Source organism: Antrihabitans spumae, assembly GCF_043944905.1.
Taxonomy (GTDB): domain Bacteria; phylum Actinomycetota; class Actinomycetes; order Mycobacteriales; family Mycobacteriaceae; genus Antrihabitans; species Antrihabitans spumae.
Window position 1 is genome coordinate 124,299 of the sequence record NZ_JBIMSN010000062.1, and the last position, 15,329, is coordinate 139,627.

The following is a 15,329-nucleotide window of genomic DNA, read 5'->3' on the forward strand; positions in this document are numbered from 1 at the left end:
GTCGACGGGCAGCGCAGTGATGCGCACGGCCCTGTATCAGGGGCCACACGCGCCAGGCGATGTCGAGGCAAATGTTGCAGCGATTGCAGCGGCCGCGGCCCGTGCTGCTGCGGCCGGCGCCGACATCCTGGTGACACCGGAAATGTCGGCCACCGGCTACAACATCGGCGAACTGTCCGCCGAGCGAGCCGAACCCGCCGACGGACCCCTGTTCGACGCAATCGCGGAGATCGCCCGAAAGCATTCCATCGCAATCGTTTACGGCTATCCGGAGACTGTCGAGGCAGGCAACTACAACACGGTTGCCGTTGTCGGTCCCGATGGAGCGCGCATCGCACGGCATCGCAAGACCCATCTCTACGGCGATCTCGACCGCGGACTCTTCGTCCAGGGCGAGGACTTGGTCACGCAGTTTCGGCTTGGCGATCTCACCTGCGGGCTCGCGATCTGTTACGACATCGAATTCCCCGAGGTGGCGCGCGCTCATGCCGACGCCGGAACCGATGTGCTGCTTGTGCCAACGGGTTTGATGGCGCCGTTCGAGGTCGTCAGCCGGATCCTGGTGCCGGCCCGGGCTTACGAGAACCAATTATTCGTCGCCTACGTCAACCGGTGTGATGTCGAGAACGAACTCAGCTACTGCGGGCTCAGTTGCGCGATCGGCCCGGACGGCGCCGACCTGGTGCGCGCCGGCGCCGCCGAGGAACTGCTGATTGCCGAATTCGACCCCGCCGCACTGACATCGGGGCGCACCATCAATACGCATCTGCCCGATCGGCGGAGCGACCTCTACGGACCTCTCGCGTCATCGCGCGAGCACGAAGAAACTAGGAGCAACGGATGACCATCCCGATCGGACCAGAGGGCTTACACGACAACAGCGAGTTGCCGCCCCTCACGATGTTCGGGCCGGACTTCCCGTTTGCCTACGACGACTACGTGAAGAACCCGGCGGGTATCGGCTCGGTGCCCCCGGAGGCGTACGGCACCCGCGTGGCAGTGATCGGCGGTGGGTTGTCGGGAACGCTCATCGCGCGCGAATTGCTGCGTATGGGACTGCGTCCCGTGCTGTACGAGGCGGATCAGATCGGCGGCCGGATGCGATCGGTCGAGTTCGAGGGCCACCCTGGCGTCACTGCCGAGATGGGCTCGATGCGCTTCCCACCGTCGTCGACGACCCTGTTCCACTACCTCGACGAGATGGGTCTGTCGACGACGCCGTTCCCGAACCCACTTGCCGACGCGACGTCGAGCACTGTCGTCGATCTCAAGGGCGACAAGCATTTTGCCAGGACCATCGACGACCTCCCCGACATCTATCGTGAAGTCGCCGACGCGTGGGCTCGGACTCTCGACGAGCACGCCGAAGCGAAGGCGCTCACAGACGCGATCCGTAAACGCGATGTGCCTGCGATAAAGGCGATCTGGGGCGATCTCGTCAAGCGCTACGACGATGTCACGTTCTACGGATTCCTCTGTCAGTCCGACGCATTCGCTCGTTTCGCACTCCGTGAGATCTTCGGTCAGGTCGGGTTCGGCACCGGCGGCTGGGATACCGACTTCCCGAACTCCATACTCGAAATCCTGCGCGTGACCTGCACCGCGGCCGACGACCACCACCAAGGTATCGACGGTGGCTCGCAGCAACTTCCGGTGCGGCTGTGGAGCACCCCCGTCGAGGGTGCCGCACATTGGCCCGCCGGTACGTCGGTGCAGTCGTTGCACGACGGTGGTGTGCCGCGCCCGCGCGTCATGGATCTGCGTCGTACCCACCCGGACAACTTCACCGTCACCGACAAGTCCGGACGAATCGACACGTTCCCGTCGGTTGTGTTCACCGGTCAGGGTTGGATGTTGCTCAACACGATCCGGTCCGACGAGCGCCTCATTCCGATCGACCACTGGACGGCGATCGAGCGCACCCACTACATGGGATCGTCCAAGGTGTTCGTGCTCGTCGATCGGCCGTTCTGGAAGGACATCGATCCGGAAACCGGCCGCGAGGTGATGAGCATGACGCTCACCGACCGGATGAATCGTGGCACCTACCTGCTCGATTTCGGCGACGACAAACCAGGGCTCATCTGCCTGTCGTACACGTGGGCGGACGATTCGTTGAAACTGCTCCCACTCGATGCGACCGAGCGGATGGATCTGATGCTGAAGTCGCTCGCGGAGATCTACCCGAACGTCGACATCCGCAGCCACGTCATAGCGTCACCGGTGACGTTGTCATGGGAGACCGAACGCGACTTCATGGGAGCGTTCAAGGCGAATCTGCCTGGGCACTACCGCTATCAGCAGCGCCTCTACGGGCACTTCATGCAAGATCGGCTACCGCCCGAGTTCCGTGGGTTCTTCATGGCGGGCGACGACGTGTCGTGGACCGCGGGGTGGGCCGAAGGTGCCGTGCAGACGGCGCTGAACGCGGTGTGGGGAGTGATGAACCACTTCGGTGGGCGTACCCCGGAAGGCAATCCGGGCCCCGGCGACGTGTACGACGACATCGCGCCGATCGAGTTGGAACCGTGACAGCGCCTGACGTGGCCGATGTCGTTGTGGTCGGCGCGGGCGTCATCGGGCTGACGTCCGCACTTGCGTTGGCGCAGTCGGGTGTGCGAGACACCGTCGTCGCCGACAGGTTGCCCGCCGACACGGTGTCCGCGATCGCCGCCGCGATCTGGGAGCCCTACGACGCGTATCCGAAAGACCTCGTGCTGCGTTGGTCGGTGGAATCGCTCGCCAGGTTCACCGAATTGGCCGCCGATCCCGACACGGGCGTCGCAAAGCGGGAAGGCGTTGTGCTGCAACGGGTGCCGGGTCGGACGGCGTGGTGGGCCGGGGATGTGGTCGCTGCTCGCGCTGCGCGACCCGACGAACTCGTCGACGGCGCCGTCTCCGGTGAGGTCTGCACTGTGCCGGTGATCGTGATGCCGATCTATCTCGAGTGGCTGCTCGGTGAGTGTGTGCGCGAGGGTGTGGCGTTCGAGTGGCGTTCACTGGAGTCCTTGGACGATGTCGGACATGGAGATTGCCCGATCGTCGTCGCAGCAGGCCTTGTGGCGGGCGCGCTGACTGGCGACACCCGCTTGGTGCCTGTACGCGGCCAGATCGTTCGCGTTGCCAATCCTGGTCTGACGCGGTGGTACATAGACGAGGACAACGCGCGGGGGTGCACGTACGTGATCCCGCGAGCCGACGACGTGATCTGCGGCGGTACGAACGAACCCGGGGAGACCGATCGGACGCCGGATTCCACTGTTGCGCAGTCGATTCTGGCCGCCGCGAGCAAGCTCGAACCGAGGCTCGCCGACGCCGCAGTCCTTGCCGACGTCGTTGGACTGCGTCCCGGTCGCGATGAGGTCCGCCTCGACGTCGGTGAGCATGCAGGGCGTCGTGTGGTGCACAGCTACGGACACGGCGGCGCCGGTGTCACCACGTCGTGGGGTGTTGCTGGAGACGTCGTTCGGCTTGTCTCCGAGGGTCGTGCCGGGGTTACCGAACGGTAGGTTCGCGCGGCGAATTCGCCTCGTAACACACCGCTTTGGGAATTTTACGAGTTTCTTTCCCGTGCCCATTGTGTCGAGGGACACAAGCGTGCATCCTTAGGACACTTAGGTTTCATCAGGGCAAATTCCGAGGAGTACGGCGATGTCGTCGCTATTACAACAAGCACGGCGCCGCAAGCCGGTCCGACTGATACAGGACGAGACCGGTGCAGATACAGGCAAGGGCGAACTCGCCAGAACAATCGGACTCGCACAGCTTTCGATGTTCGGTATCGGTGCCACCATCGGCACCGGCATCTTCATCATCCTGTCGCAGGCAGTTCCCGTCGCCGGACCCGCGACGCTGATCTCGTTCGTCGTGGCAGGCATCGTGGCAGGCCTCACTGCCATCTGTTACGCCGAACTCGCCGGCGCGGTCCCCGTCTCGGGCTCGTCGTATTCCTACACCTACGCGACGCTCGGCGAGATGCCCGCAGTCGCGGTCGGGGCGTGCTTGTTGCTGGAGTACGGCGTCTCGGCGGCAGCCGTTTCGGTCGGTTGGTCGCAGTACCTCAACCAGCTGCTCGACAATCTGTTCAGCGTCCGTATTCCAGACGCACTGTCGCAGGCGCCGGAGCAGGGCGGCATCATCAATCTCCCCGCCGTCGTTCTCGTCTGCCTCTGCGGTGTCCTGCTCGTCCGAGGTGCCAGCGAGTCGGCCAAGATCAACGCGATCATGGTCGGCATCAAGCTCGGCATCCTCGCTCTGTTCGTCGTCGTCGGCATCGCAGGCTGGAACACCGACCACTTCGCCGACTTCGCTCCGTTCGGATTCAGCGGCATCATGTCGGCCGCCGGCATCATCTTCTTCTCCTACATCGGTCTCGACGCCGTCTCCACAGCCGGTGAAGAAGTAAAGAATCCGCGCCGCAACCTGCCGTTGGCAATCCTGATCTCGCTCGTCGCCGTCACCGGCGTTTATATCGCGGTGGTCGCCGTCGCAATCGGCGCGCAGCCTGCAGATCAGTTCCAGGACCAGGAAGCGGGACTCGCCGCGATACTCGAAAACGTGACGGGCTCGTCGTGGCCGGGAACAGTCTTGGCCGCCGGTGCCGTCGTCTCGATCTTCAGCGTCACCCTCGTCGTGATCTACGGTCAGACCCGCATCCTGTTCGCCATGTCGCGCGACGGGATGATCCCGAAGGTGTTCCACAAGGTCAATCCGCGCACGTTGACGCCGATTCCCAACACGATCATCGTGTGTGCCGTGATCAGCGTGCTCGCAGGTTTCATCCCGATCAACTTCCTTGCCGAGATGACGAGCATCGGCACTCTCGTTGCGTTCCTCGTGGTGTCGATCGGCGTGATGGTGCTGCGGCGTATTGCGCCCGACCTGAAACGAAGCTTCAAGGTGCCCGGCTATCCGGTGACGCCGATCTTGTCGATCATCGGTTGCATCTGGATCATCAAAGATCTTCGGCCCGTGACCGTCTACGTGTTCCTCGTCTGGGTGGCGATCGCGCTCGGCTGGTATCTCGCGTACGGCAGGTCGCACTCCTACCTAGAGAAGGCGGATGCCGCAGGGACGAACGCGAAGGACGAGCTATGACGCTGATCGTCGGCTACTCACCGGATGGCAAAAGCAAAGCCATCATTCATCTGGCCGCCATGCTCGCGCGGTCGGCCGGTGAGGATGTCGTTGTCTGCTCGGTGACTCCCGCGGCGCCGCTGCCGAGTGCTGCGCGTGTCGACGAGGAGTATCGGCGCTACGCGCACGGCGAGGCGAGTGCCGCGCTGGACGCTGCGCGAAAGATCATGCCTGCCGATATCGAAGCCGAATACGTTGTGCACGACGCACGTTCGACATCGTCCGGCCTGCTCGAGCTGTCGCAAGAGCGGTCCGCGTCCATGATCGTGCTCGGTTCGTCGTCGGCGGGCGTGTTCGGACACGTCGCGCTCGGCAGCGTCACGTCACGGCTGCTCTACAGCTCACACGTGCCGGTTGCGTTGGCGCCACGAGGATTTCGAGTCCGCGGCGCGGCGAAAGTCGAGCGGGTGACGGCGGCATACAACGGTTCGCCCGATCAGGACGAGATGGTGTTGGCCGCGGCAGCAGTTGCGGCGCGGGTCGGTGCGACGTTGCGTCTCGCGGCGTTCGCTGTGCGTGGCCCGACGCCGTACTCGACGAGTCTCGGGTCCGAGGGAGACTCGCCCGTCGTCTCGGAATGGGCAGAGGCGGTGCAACGTGACTCCGATGCGGCGCTGCGCAGGGTAGCTGCGCTGCCGGAGGTTCCCGACACGGCAGAATCCGTTGTGGGACATGGCAGAACCTGGGCAGAAGCGCTCGACGACGTGGACTGGGTCGACGGCGATGTGCTGACGATCGGGTCAAGCAAGTCGGGCCCGATCAAGCTGGTGTTCCTCGGCTCGCGGGCAGCGAAGATAGTGCGGCATTCGCCGGTGCCGGTGGTCGTAGTCCCGCGATAGGGCGCTTCGCGCCTCGTGAGTCCTTTCGGAGGTTGGGCCCTCCGAAAGGACTCACGAGCAGCTTGCTGCCTAGGCGTTTCCGGCGTACCAGGAAATGAACTCGTAGGCGAGATGTGATGCTGCGACGCTGGTGATTTCGGCGTGATCGTAGGCCGGCGCGACCTCGACGACGTCGGCGCCGACTAGGTTCAGCTTCCGCAGACCGCGCAGGATTTCGAGGAGTTCACGGCTCGTCATGCCGCCGGCCTCGGGAGTTCCCGTGCCGGGCGCGTGTGCGGGGTCGAGTACGTCGATGTCGATCGAGACGTACAGCGGTCGGTTGCCGATGCGGTCGCGCAATGCGTCGACGATCTCGTCGACGCCGCGACGGAACACATCGGCCGAGGTGTAGATGCCGAACCCGAACCTGCGGTCGTCCTCGAGGTCCTTCTTGCCGTACAGCGGTCCGCGGGTGCCGACGTGCGCGAGTGCTTCCGTGTCGACGATGCCCTCTTCGACAGCGCGACGGAACGGTGTGCCGTGGGTGTACTCGGCGCCGAAGTAGGTGTCCCAGGTGTCGAGGTGAGCGTCGAAGTGCAGCAACGCAACCGGTCCGTGGACCGACGCGACAGACCGCAGCAGTGGCAGTGCGATGGTGTGATCGCCGCCGATGCAGACGAGCTTCGTGTTGTCCTTGGCGAATACTCCGGACGCACCTTCGAGGGTCTCGATGGCCTCGTTGATGTTGAACGGGTTGAGCGCGACGTCGCCGGCGTCGGCGACCTGAAGGGCAGCGAACGGCGACACGTCGACGGCCGGGTTGTATGGCCGCAGTAGGCGACTGGCCTCACGAATAGCCGACGGACCGAACCGTGCGCCCGGGCGGTAGGACACACCACTGTCGAACGGGACGCCGAGGACCGCGACGTCGGTCTTGTCGATCTCGGCGAGTGTTGGCAGCCTGGCGAACGTCGCGGGACCGCAGAATCGGGGTACCAACGACGAGTCGACGGGGCCTACGCGGCCGCCTTCGGTGATCCTCGGAACCTCGTACGATGCACGGCTGTTGGTCATGCTTGCTTCCGCCTTCTTGCCACTCGACAGTGTGAAATCTCTTACACAAGACACTAGCATGTATTTAAATCAGTTGATATATTTAAAGACGAAAAGCTTTCCAGCTCAGTTACAACGCACGCAAGGAGATCCGCACATGACCGCATCGACGCTCGAAACCGTGAAGACCGAGGCGGAGCTTCGACGCGAACTAGCGGCGGTCTACCGGCTGCTCGCGCACTTCAAGATGACCGACCTCATCTTCACCCATGTGTCGGTACGGATCCCAGGGCCGGAGCATCACTTCCTGATCAACCCGTACGGGCTGCTGTTCGAAGAGATCACGGCGTCCAACCTCGTCAAGATCGGTCTCGACGGTGAACTTGTCGAGCCGTCCGAATATCGCGTCAACCCAGCGGGATTCGTCATTCACGGCGCCATCCACGAGGCACGCGAAGACGCCCACTGCGTGTTGCACACCCACACGAAAGCTGGCTGTGCTGTTGCTGCGCAGGAAGCGGGTTTGCTTCCGCTGAACCAGATTTCGATGGAGTTCTACAACCGTGTCGCCTACCACGACTACGAAGGAATCGCACTCAACACCGCCGAGCGGGAACGCCTCGTCGCGGACCTCGGCGCCCACCCGGCTCTGATCCTGCGCAACCACGGCATGCTGACGCTCGGTACAACACCGTCGGAGGCGTTCCTTCGGATGTTCTACCTGGAGAAGGCATGCGACATCCAGATCGCCGCACAGGCCGGCGGTGAACTGCGGGTGCCGAGCCACGAGATCGCCGAGTACACCGCCAAGCAGTTCGCAGGTGAGGTGACCGACGACTTCACCGACGATCACGCCTACGACATGGCATGGGCCGCGTTGCTGCGGCTGCTCGATCGCACGCAGCCCGATTACAAGGACTAGAAACTCTGTGATTCCTCCGGATTCCGGGAGGAATCACACGTTTTCTGTTAGCCCACAACGCCTTTAGGGGTACGTCCCTCTAGTACGGCGAGCAAGTTGTCCGCCGATTGACGGGCCAGGCGCGACGCTACGTCGGGGGAGTACCACGCCGCGTGTGGGGTGATGACGAGGTTGGGGATCGCCAGGATGGGATCCTCTTGGTCCGGCGGCTCGGTCGGCAGCACATCGATTGCGGCTCCAGCCAATCGGCCGTGACGAAGAGCAGCGCCGAGTGCGTCGTGATCGACCAGTCCACCTCGCGACACGTTGATCAAATACGAACCGCGGCGCATCCGTCGCAGCGCCGCTGCATCGACGATTCCGGCCGTGTCGTCCGTCAGCGGAACGTGCAGGCTCAGGACGTCGGAGCGCTGTAGCAGTTCGTCCCATTCGACGACCTCCACCCACTCGGGCACTCGGCCGGCCAGCGATCGTCCGCTCGCAAGGACCGTCATCCCGAGCGCGTGCGCACGAAGTGCAAACGCGTGGCCGATGAGCCCGAACCCGAACAGTCCCAACACAGTTCCCGCGATTCGTCGTGGCGGCGATGCCACGACATCCCATTCTCCGGCGTGGACAGCCGCATCCAACCTCGCCGTCGAGCGCAACAAGCCAACCGAGAGCGCGAGGGCATGGTCGGCGACCTCATCGGTGCAGTAGTCGACCGCGCGCGTCACGCGAATCCCGCGCCCGACGGCAGCGTCGACCGGTAGATGGTCGTAACCCGCCGAGGTCGCTGCGAGCAGACGAAGGTCAGGTAGGGCTGCGAGGTGCCGATCGTCGAGTCCGACCGTCTCCGGACCGACCAGCAACGCAACGATGCCTGCGCCGGAGGGGATTTCGGTCGCGGCGACAACCTCGACGTCAAGTCCGCCGACCTCGAGTGCCGCGGACAGGTCGGCGACCGGTATGAAGCTGTCGAGAACAACGACGCTCTGACGCATGGAAGATCCGATCAGGTTGGGACGGTAGCACGCTGCAACGCGGTGTCGACGATGCGGGCGACCGCGTCCTTGGCTCCGATCGCCCTCATCGCGACCGGGTCCAGGATCGATTGCATCGCCAAACCGTCTGTGAGAGCTACGAGTTGGATGGTGACGGTGTCTGCGTCGACGTCGTCGGTCAGTGCGCCCTCTGCCTGAGCAGCGCGTACCGTTTCGCCGACGACGGCACGCCATCGCGTCATAAATCCTGCGATTTCGGTGCGTGCAGACTCTGCGGCTGCACCTTCGGCGTAGAAGAACAGGAACACCCGCGTCATCGCGAGCCTGCGCTTGTCGAGCGGCAGCACGCTGGCGGTGATTCTGCGCAGCTTTTCGATCGCCTCGACGTCGGGTGCGTCGAGTATCGAACGGTAGAGCTCGCCCTGGGTGTCGGCAGCGCGACGCAGTGCCGCGAGCAGCAGATCGTGCCGAGAGTTGAAGTAGTGGTTCAAGACTCCGGTCGACCAACCGCTTTCCTCGGCAACGGCGCGGGTTGTTACAGCACCGATGCCGTCCCGGGCGATGAGCGCCAGGACGGCATCGGCGAGTGCCAGTCTGCGCTCGTCGTGGTCGACGATCTTCGGCACGGTCTACCTCCACTTTTGGTCTAGGCGGCTACGCCGCTCGTGAGTCCTTTCGGAGGTCAGGCCCTCCGAAAGGACTCACGAGGCCGTAGGACCTCAGGCTATCGGGGAGAGCTCACGTTCCGGCTCTGACTCCGCTTTGCCCGAGGAGCGGGCGATCCAGATCGCCATCACATGTGCCGGGGTGGGCTTGGTCAAGAGGCTGACCGCGACGAACACGATCGCTGCGCTGATCAGGCCGACGTACACCGGTTCGTTGGCAAGCACATCGCCGACGACCCACATCGTGACCAGTGTCCCGATCGTGCCGACCGCCATTGCGGCCATCGCGCCCGCGCCGGTTGCGCGCTTCCAGAGCAGGCCGCCGAGGATCGGTACCAGCAATCCGCCGACGAGGATGTCGTAGGCGATGGTGAGTGCGGAGACGATGTCGTTGATCAGCGCGGCGAGGACGATGCTGACGAGTCCGATCGCGATCACGTAGAGGCGGTTGCCACGCACATCGGCTTCGGGGTCGCTTGTGTCGAGTTCGGGACGGGTGCGACCGAACATCTTGGCAAGCAGGGGCAGAACATCTTGGCGCGCAACGGTTGCCGTTGCGATCAGGGCGCCGGATGCGGTGGACATCATGGCGGCGACTGCGGCGGCGAGGACGACTCCGCTGAGGCCGATGGGCAGTACGTGCAGGGCGACGTCGGCGTAGACGTCGTCACTGGATCCGATGTTCGGGATCAATGCCGATGCCGCGAGGCCGATCAGTGCGCCTGCGACGCCGTAGAGCAGGCAGTAGACACCGGCTGCGACGCCACCCCACCGGGCGACCTCGGGGGACTTGGCTGTGAAGACGCGCTGCCAGATGTCCTGTCCGATGAGCAGGCCGAGGGTGTAGACGACGAAGAAGGTGATGATCGTTCCGGTGCCGATGGTGCCGAGGCTGAACGCGGAATCACCGACGCGCTCCTTGATGCCGTCGTAGCCGCCTGCCTTGGACCAGGTGAAGGGGAGCAACAGGAAGAAGATGCCGATGGTCTTGATGACGAACTGGACGACGTCGGTGAGCGTGATCGACCACATGCCGCCCATCGCCGAATATGCGACGACGATCAGTCCGCCGAGGATGACCGACAGTGTGCGGTCGAAACCGAAGAGGACGTTGAAGATGGTCGCGTACGCAATGGTCGACGTGACGGTGAGCATCAGCGTGTAGGCCATCATGACGATGCCGGACGCGCCGGTGGCGTCGATGCCGTAGCGCAGCTTCAGCATTCCCGAGACGGTGTAGACCTTGAGGCGCTGGATGCGTGACGCGAACAGCACACTCAGTAGCAGTACACCCGATGCGATCGCGACGACGAGCCACATGCCCGAGATTCCGTACTTGTAACCGAGTCCGACGCCGCCGACCGTGGACGCTCCGCCGATGACGACTGCGGCCATGGTGGATGTGTAGAGGACGCCACCGAGGCGCCGGCCCGCGACGAGGTACTCGCTCGAGTTGCTGGCTCTGCGTTTGCCCCACCAGCCGAAGATCAGCATTGCGGCTAGGTAGATCAGGATGATCGAGATGTCCATGGTGGTCCTTCGGTAGATCGTTGCTGAGACTGGAACCATAGGACGAGATTGCCGTGTTTTAAATCACGTGATATAAATAATCACATCAGATTTTTCTGATGTATCGCCCTCGAACCCTGCCGACGGGAACGCCATGCGCAACTCGCTGCCCGATCTCAAACTGCTGCAGATCTTCGACGGTGTGGTGCGGCATCAGGGCTTCGCGCCCGCGCAGCAGGAGCTCGGCCTCTCGGCATCCGCGATCAGCACATACATGAGCCAGCTCGAACGTCAGCTCGGCATCGTGCTCTGTCATCGAGGGCGAAGCGGGTTCAGCCTGACCAGCAAAGGCGAGCTCTACCACGCGGAATGCTTGCGCATTCTCGGCGAACTCGAAGGTTTCGCTCGGTATGGAACGGCGCTGCAGGGCGAGCTCCGCGGCACCTTGACCATCGGCGTGCTCGATTCGACCGTCACCGACTCGACGCTGCCGCTCGCCGACGTCATCGGCGAATTCAGCAGAGAGCATCCCGGCGTCTACCTCGACCTGAAGATCCAGGCGCCCCACGAACTGCAGGTCGGCGTGCTCGACGACCGCATCGACGTCGCTATCGGCGCTTTCGCATCGCCCATGAACGGGCTGCTGTCGCATGCGCTGCATCGTGAACAACACTGGCTCTACTGCAGCGACATGCATCCGCTCTTCGACAACAAACGCATCCCGCCGGACGTGATCACCCAGCAACGAATGGTGACGCGCGGCTATTGGAGCGAGGCCGAACTTGCCCGCCAGGGCTTCACACAACGGTCGGCGACGGTCGAGAACATGGAAGCGCAGCTGATGCTCGTGCTGTCGGGCGGCTATATCGGCTACCTCCCCGAGCACTACGCGAACTACTGGGTCGACCGCGATCGCCTGCGCCCACTGTTGCCTGCGTCGTTCGGCTACCAAGCGCCCTTCTCGCTTATCTACCGACGCGGCCGCGCGCGGGAACCGCTGGTCCTGACGTTTCGGGAGCTCGTCCGAACGAGTGTCGAGGGATAGTTCCAGTGCTGTAGCCATCCAAGATCACCGCTCGCTCCGAACCCCAGATGCGCCCGGTCAGCTAACTGGTCGCAAATGCGAAGGAACGAGCCGATGGATGAACAGGACGACGCGTTATTCAGTTGGACCGCGCGGCGAGTAGTGCTTGCACCGTTGGATGCCGCAGTACCCGACCGGTGCGTGCTCGACGTGCGGATGATGCTCGGGGACCGCGACGCCCGCCTGATCACGCGCGTCGACCCGACCGACGATCTGGACTACACCGCGCTCTTCGTAGGCCGAGTTGCAGGCACACACGATGTTCCGATCCGTGTGGTCGAGGACGAGACGCTGCTCCTCGTCGGCAGCCACAGCTCCAGTCCAGCCGAAATCCTGGTCTGTGCAGGCGACGTGCCGGACCTCGGTGGCCACCTCACCGCGTCGCAGGTCGATCGGGATCTGCAACTCGGCGGACCCGTCAGCGAACTCGTTCGGATGTCGCGCGCTGCCTCGGTTCTGCTCGACTGGTGCGATTCTCCACAGGCGATGGCCGAACCGTCTCGCGGTATGGAACCATCGGGTAGTCGGCGAAGTCCCGGGATCGTCCGAACGCTCCGGTGCGGGCTCCGACGCAAGCCGAGAACCCGAGTTGTGTTGAACCAGAGGGGATAACGATGATCTTCATCGTCGTGAAGTTCAAGACGAAGCCGGATTGGGCAGATCGTTGGCTCGACCTGGTCGCCGAATTCACAGCCGCAACGCGGTCCGAGCGGGGCAACCTGTGGTTCGAGTGGTCGCAAAGTGTCGACGACCCAACCGAATTCGTCCTCGTCGAAGCATTCGTCGACGGTGACGCCGGTGGTGCACACGTGCAGAGCGCACATTTCGCGGCGGCGATGACGCAACTCCCGCCCGCGCTCGAGTCGACGCCGAAGATCATCAGCCAGACGATCGATGCATCGGGATGGTCCGAGATGGGCGAGATGTCGGTGTGACCGGTCCCGGCAGGCTTCGACTCGAAGTCATCATCGGCAGCGTCAGAGCAGGACGGAAAGGCCCGAAGGTCGCCGAGTGGTTTCTGCGACAGGCAAGCGAGGCAACCGAATTCGATGTGGGAGTGCTCGATCTCGCCACAGCCGAACTCCCAGACAACCTTGTCGTGGACGCGCATGTCGAAGCATTTCGAGGGCGCCTCGACGCCGCCGACGCTTTCGTCGTCGTCACACCCGAGTACAACCACGGCTACCCGGGTGCGTTGAAGACCGCGTTCGACAACGCGAAATTCGAATGGCGAGCCAAGCCGGTCGGTTTCGTGTCCTACGGCGGAATGTCCGGCGGTCTGCGCGCGACCGAGCAACTCCGCCTCGTTGTTGCCGAATTGCATATGGTGTCGATCCGCGAGACCGTCAGCCTGCACCAGGTTCGCAAGGCCTTCGATGCCGACGGAGAACTTATCGATGCCGCATTCGACGCAGCTGCCCGGTTGCTCGCGCAATTGGCTTGGTGGGCAACGATGTTGCGTGCCGCTCGAACGGTGGAGCCCTACCCGGGCTGATCCGCGAAATGCGTCGACCGCGGCCTGCCGATGAATGCGGTCTCGCGGGCGATCGACACCAGCGACAGTTCGACACTTGTGCTGCCGGTCTCGAGTACAACCACCGAACCGCTGCTCCCTGGCTGAACGATGAGGACGTCGGCATCGTTGTCCGGCAGTCCACGACGGCGATCGGCTAGGTAGATCGTTGTCACGCCTGCGTGTGGAGCGGGCGCGACGTCGCCGTCCACGACGGTCGCCGTGAATCCGGCGTTGGAGTGATTCGGTTCGCCCGCGATCGACAGCCGATCGGGGTTGGCAATCGCCCCGACCAGGTTCTCCCACGCATGGGGTCGATCCGTGCGGACGAGCACACTCGCCCCGACCGCAAGTGCGCGGAACACCAGCTGCTGCGCCAAATACAACTCTCCGGCTACGTGCACAGTCGAGATACCGGAACCGACCACCCGCGTCGCGACGCCCTGACCCTGACTGTCCGACCCGATGAGCTGCCCACATCCCGACGACGGAAGATGCAGCCTGTCGACGTCCTCGACAGGGAACTCCGCAACGTCGATGGCATCGTCGAGTCCGGAGACGGCGATCGGCAGATGCGACAGCAGACCCTCGCGATGGCGGCCGTTCATCGACACCGAGCCGCGGAACCTGACCTGGTCTCCGAGTTCGCGCGAGGTCAGTCGCCACCCCGCGCCGACCGCAACAGTCCCAGGGGCGGAGCCGGGCCGTAGCCGGACGGCGACCGTGGTGCCTCGCGACGGAGTGACCCACAGCTTTGCCAGCAGGTCGGAGCCGAGCCGGTTCGGATCGATCGCAGAACCGATGTTGACGTCCGATCCCACACGCGCGAACTTCCAGCTGTCTCGCAAGGCCGCCGGATCAGCTCCCGCCGTCACCTTCAGCACCGCTTCCCGAATCTCCGGAGCGGTGAGGATGCGTGACCGGCAGCCTGCGTCGTCGAGTGCGCGAACGATTCGCTGCGTCGCCGTTGTCACTGCGCGTGATGCGCCTTCGGTTCCCCCGCCGCGTCGTGCGACAGCGTCTGCGCTCTTCTCCGCGTCGAGCCTGACCGCCAACCACACATTGCGAACGGCGACGGCGGGTAGCGGCCCGATCAGCTGTTCGTACACCCCGCCCGCCGGTGTTCCCGATCTGGTGCGGTGGCCGTGGCTGATCACGTCGATACCGTCGAGGGTGATGTCGTGCTGCGAGAGGCATTGGGCCAGTTCGGAAATGGGAAGCCGATGGGTCGAGACGAAGGCGTCCTTAGTGATCGTCGTCAGTCCACCGCGCTGCGGGAGGACCGCAACGACGGCGACAACCTTCGTGCCGTCCCAGTAGAGCCCCAGTGATCGTCCGGACGGAGCTCGAAAGTCGACGGTCCGGCCGATCGCATAGTCGGCGCCGACCATCCGCCGCACCAGTGTCGACGCCCACTGCACCAACGAGCGGCCCGCGACGCGAACGAGCAGTACCGCCGCTACCCCGACCGCCACTGCGATCGCATACAGAATCGGCGTTCCGAACGGCACCGTGAGCACGCCGACGATCAGGCCGACACCCTGTGCGACGAGAAGATCGCCGAGTGCGACCTTGCCGAGAAATGGACCTGGTACGGCCCCCGATAGATCCAACATTGCTCCCCCGAGGAGTTCGTATCGGTGCTG

15 protein-coding genes are annotated in these 15,329 nt (G+C 63.9%); 10 read left to right on the plus strand and 5 right to left on the minus strand.

Annotated elements, in window-relative coordinates:
• Nucleotides 1–19 precede the first annotated feature (19 nt).
• The 5 genes from ACHIRB_RS15875 to ACHIRB_RS15895 all read left to right on the plus strand — a co-directional run bounded on the left by ACHIRB_RS15875 (nt 20) and on the right by ACHIRB_RS15895 (nt 5,975).
• Entirely contained in the window at nt 20–844 is an 825-nt protein-coding gene (locus ACHIRB_RS15875; RefSeq protein WP_395124084.1) for a carbon-nitrogen hydrolase family protein, read from the plus strand.
• Nucleotides 841–2,532 carry a flavin monoamine oxidase family protein gene (locus ACHIRB_RS15880; RefSeq protein WP_395124046.1) on the plus strand — a complete coding sequence of 564 codons (1,692 nt, stop codon included), beginning with the start codon at nt 841–843 and terminating at the stop codon, nt 2,530–2,532. Before ACHIRB_RS15875 ends, ACHIRB_RS15880 begins: the two co-directional genes overlap by 4 nt.
• On the plus strand, nt 2,529–3,509 hold the full coding sequence (locus ACHIRB_RS15885) for an FAD-dependent oxidoreductase (RefSeq protein WP_395124045.1): 981 nt from the start codon (nt 2,529–2,531) through the stop codon (nt 3,507–3,509). Before ACHIRB_RS15880 ends, ACHIRB_RS15885 begins: the two co-directional genes overlap by 4 nt.
• A 142-nt stretch (nt 3,510–3,651) precedes the next feature.
• The gene (locus ACHIRB_RS15890) at nt 3,652–5,097 is read left to right on the plus strand and encodes an amino acid permease (RefSeq protein ID WP_395112062.1); all 1,446 of its coding nucleotides are present in this window, start codon (nt 3,652–3,654) and stop codon (nt 5,095–5,097) included.
• Nucleotides 5,094–5,975 (plus strand): universal stress protein, encoded by an 882-nt coding sequence (locus tag ACHIRB_RS15895; protein WP_395124044.1) that lies wholly within the window; start codon nt 5,094–5,096, stop codon nt 5,973–5,975. The genes ACHIRB_RS15890 and ACHIRB_RS15895 overlap by 4 nt, the downstream gene beginning before the upstream one ends.
• 69 nt (nt 5,976–6,044) lie before the next feature.
• Here the strand turns inward: ACHIRB_RS15895 and speB are convergent, their stop codons facing one another.
• A complete protein-coding gene (speB, locus tag ACHIRB_RS15900) occupies nt 6,045–7,028 on the minus strand; it encodes an agmatinase (RefSeq protein ID WP_395112059.1) in 984 nt (327 codons plus the stop codon).
• Between the two features lie 136 nt (nt 7,029–7,164).
• On the opposite strand from speB, the gene ACHIRB_RS15905 reads away from it, so the two are divergent.
• Nucleotides 7,165–7,929: a class II aldolase/adducin family protein gene (locus ACHIRB_RS15905; protein ID WP_395112057.1), complete on the plus strand. Its 765-nt coding sequence runs from the start codon at nt 7,165–7,167 to the stop codon at nt 7,927–7,929.
• Between the two features lie 47 nt (nt 7,930–7,976).
• Here ACHIRB_RS15905 and ACHIRB_RS15910 read toward each other — a convergent pair whose 3' ends face one another.
• The 3 genes from ACHIRB_RS15910 to ACHIRB_RS15920 all read right to left on the minus strand — a co-directional run bounded on the left by ACHIRB_RS15910 (nt 7,977) and on the right by ACHIRB_RS15920 (nt 11,107).
• Nucleotides 7,977–8,912 carry a C-terminal binding protein gene (locus tag ACHIRB_RS15910; RefSeq protein ID WP_395124043.1) on the minus strand — a complete coding sequence of 312 codons (936 nt, stop codon included), beginning with the start codon at nt 8,910–8,912 and terminating at the stop codon, nt 7,977–7,979.
• An 11-nt stretch (nt 8,913–8,923) separates the two neighbouring features.
• Complete coding sequence (locus tag ACHIRB_RS15915; RefSeq protein ID WP_395112054.1) at nt 8,924–9,538, minus strand: TetR/AcrR family transcriptional regulator; 615 nt, start codon at nt 9,536–9,538, stop codon at nt 8,924–8,926.
• 93 nt (nt 9,539–9,631) lie between these two features.
• Nucleotides 9,632–11,107 carry a sodium:solute symporter family protein gene (locus tag ACHIRB_RS15920; RefSeq protein WP_199703289.1) on the minus strand — a complete coding sequence of 492 codons (1,476 nt, stop codon included), beginning with the start codon at nt 11,105–11,107 and terminating at the stop codon, nt 9,632–9,634.
• Between the two features lie 133 nt (nt 11,108–11,240).
• On the opposite strand from ACHIRB_RS15920, the gene ACHIRB_RS15925 reads away from it, so the two are divergent.
• The 4 genes from ACHIRB_RS15925 to ACHIRB_RS15940 all read left to right on the plus strand — a co-directional run bounded on the left by ACHIRB_RS15925 (nt 11,241) and on the right by ACHIRB_RS15940 (nt 13,665).
• Nucleotides 11,241–12,131, plus strand: a complete 891-nt coding sequence (locus ACHIRB_RS15925) for a LysR family transcriptional regulator (protein WP_395112053.1) — start codon at nt 11,241–11,243, stop codon at nt 12,129–12,131.
• A gap of 93 nt (nt 12,132–12,224) precedes the next feature.
• Complete coding sequence (locus tag ACHIRB_RS15930; protein WP_395112052.1) at nt 12,225–12,782, plus strand: hypothetical protein; 558 nt, start codon at nt 12,225–12,227, stop codon at nt 12,780–12,782.
• A gap of 2 nt (nt 12,783–12,784) precedes the next feature.
• A complete protein-coding gene (locus ACHIRB_RS15935) occupies nt 12,785–13,105 on the plus strand; it encodes a putative quinol monooxygenase (protein ID WP_395112051.1) in 321 nt (106 codons plus the stop codon).
• Nucleotides 13,102–13,665 (plus strand): NADPH-dependent FMN reductase, encoded by a 564-nt coding sequence (locus tag ACHIRB_RS15940; RefSeq protein ID WP_395124139.1) that lies wholly within the window; start codon nt 13,102–13,104, stop codon nt 13,663–13,665. Before ACHIRB_RS15935 ends, ACHIRB_RS15940 begins: the two co-directional genes overlap by 4 nt.
• Here ACHIRB_RS15940 and eccE read toward each other — a convergent pair.
• Nucleotides 13,653–15,299, minus strand: coding sequence for a type VII secretion protein EccE (gene eccE / locus ACHIRB_RS15945; RefSeq protein ID WP_395124138.1), 1,647 nt, complete (start codon nt 15,297–15,299; stop codon nt 13,653–13,655). The two genes, ACHIRB_RS15940 and eccE, sit on opposite strands and share 13 nt — an antisense overlap.
• Nucleotides 15,300–15,329 lie beyond the last annotated feature (30 nt).

What these genes read in the sequence shown, in the direction of transcription:
- ACHIRB_RS15905 (WP_395112057.1), top strand. Translation starts at nt 7,165, where the DNA reads ATGACCGCATCGACGCTCGAAACCGTGAAGACCGAGGCGGAGCTTCGA.
- ACHIRB_RS15910 (WP_395124043.1), bottom strand. Translation starts at nt 8,912, where the DNA reads ATGCGTCAGAGCGTCGTTGTTCTCGACAGCTTCATACCGGTCGCCGAC.
- ACHIRB_RS15895 (WP_395124044.1), top strand. Translation starts at nt 5,094, where the DNA reads ATGACGCTGATCGTCGGCTACTCACCGGATGGCAAAAGCAAAGCCATC.
- ACHIRB_RS15875 (WP_395124084.1), top strand. Translation starts at nt 20, where the DNA reads ATGCGCACGGCCCTGTATCAGGGGCCACACGCGCCAGGCGATGTCGAG.
- ACHIRB_RS15935 (WP_395112051.1), top strand. Translation starts at nt 12,785, where the DNA reads ATGATCTTCATCGTCGTGAAGTTCAAGACGAAGCCGGATTGGGCAGAT.
- ACHIRB_RS15930 (WP_395112052.1), top strand. Translation starts at nt 12,225, where the DNA reads ATGGATGAACAGGACGACGCGTTATTCAGTTGGACCGCGCGGCGAGTA.
- ACHIRB_RS15890 (WP_395112062.1), top strand. Translation starts at nt 3,652, where the DNA reads ATGTCGTCGCTATTACAACAAGCACGGCGCCGCAAGCCGGTCCGACTG.
- ACHIRB_RS15880 (WP_395124046.1), top strand. Translation starts at nt 841, where the DNA reads ATGACCATCCCGATCGGACCAGAGGGCTTACACGACAACAGCGAGTTG.
- eccE (WP_395124138.1), bottom strand. Translation starts at nt 15,299, where the DNA reads ATGTTGGATCTATCGGGGGCCGTACCAGGTCCATTTCTCGGCAAGGTC.
- speB (WP_395112059.1), bottom strand. Translation starts at nt 7,028, where the DNA reads ATGACCAACAGCCGTGCATCGTACGAGGTTCCGAGGATCACCGAAGGC.
- ACHIRB_RS15920 (WP_199703289.1), bottom strand. Translation starts at nt 11,107, where the DNA reads ATGGACATCTCGATCATCCTGATCTACCTAGCCGCAATGCTGATCTTC.
- ACHIRB_RS15925 (WP_395112053.1), top strand. Translation starts at nt 11,241, where the DNA reads ATGCGCAACTCGCTGCCCGATCTCAAACTGCTGCAGATCTTCGACGGT.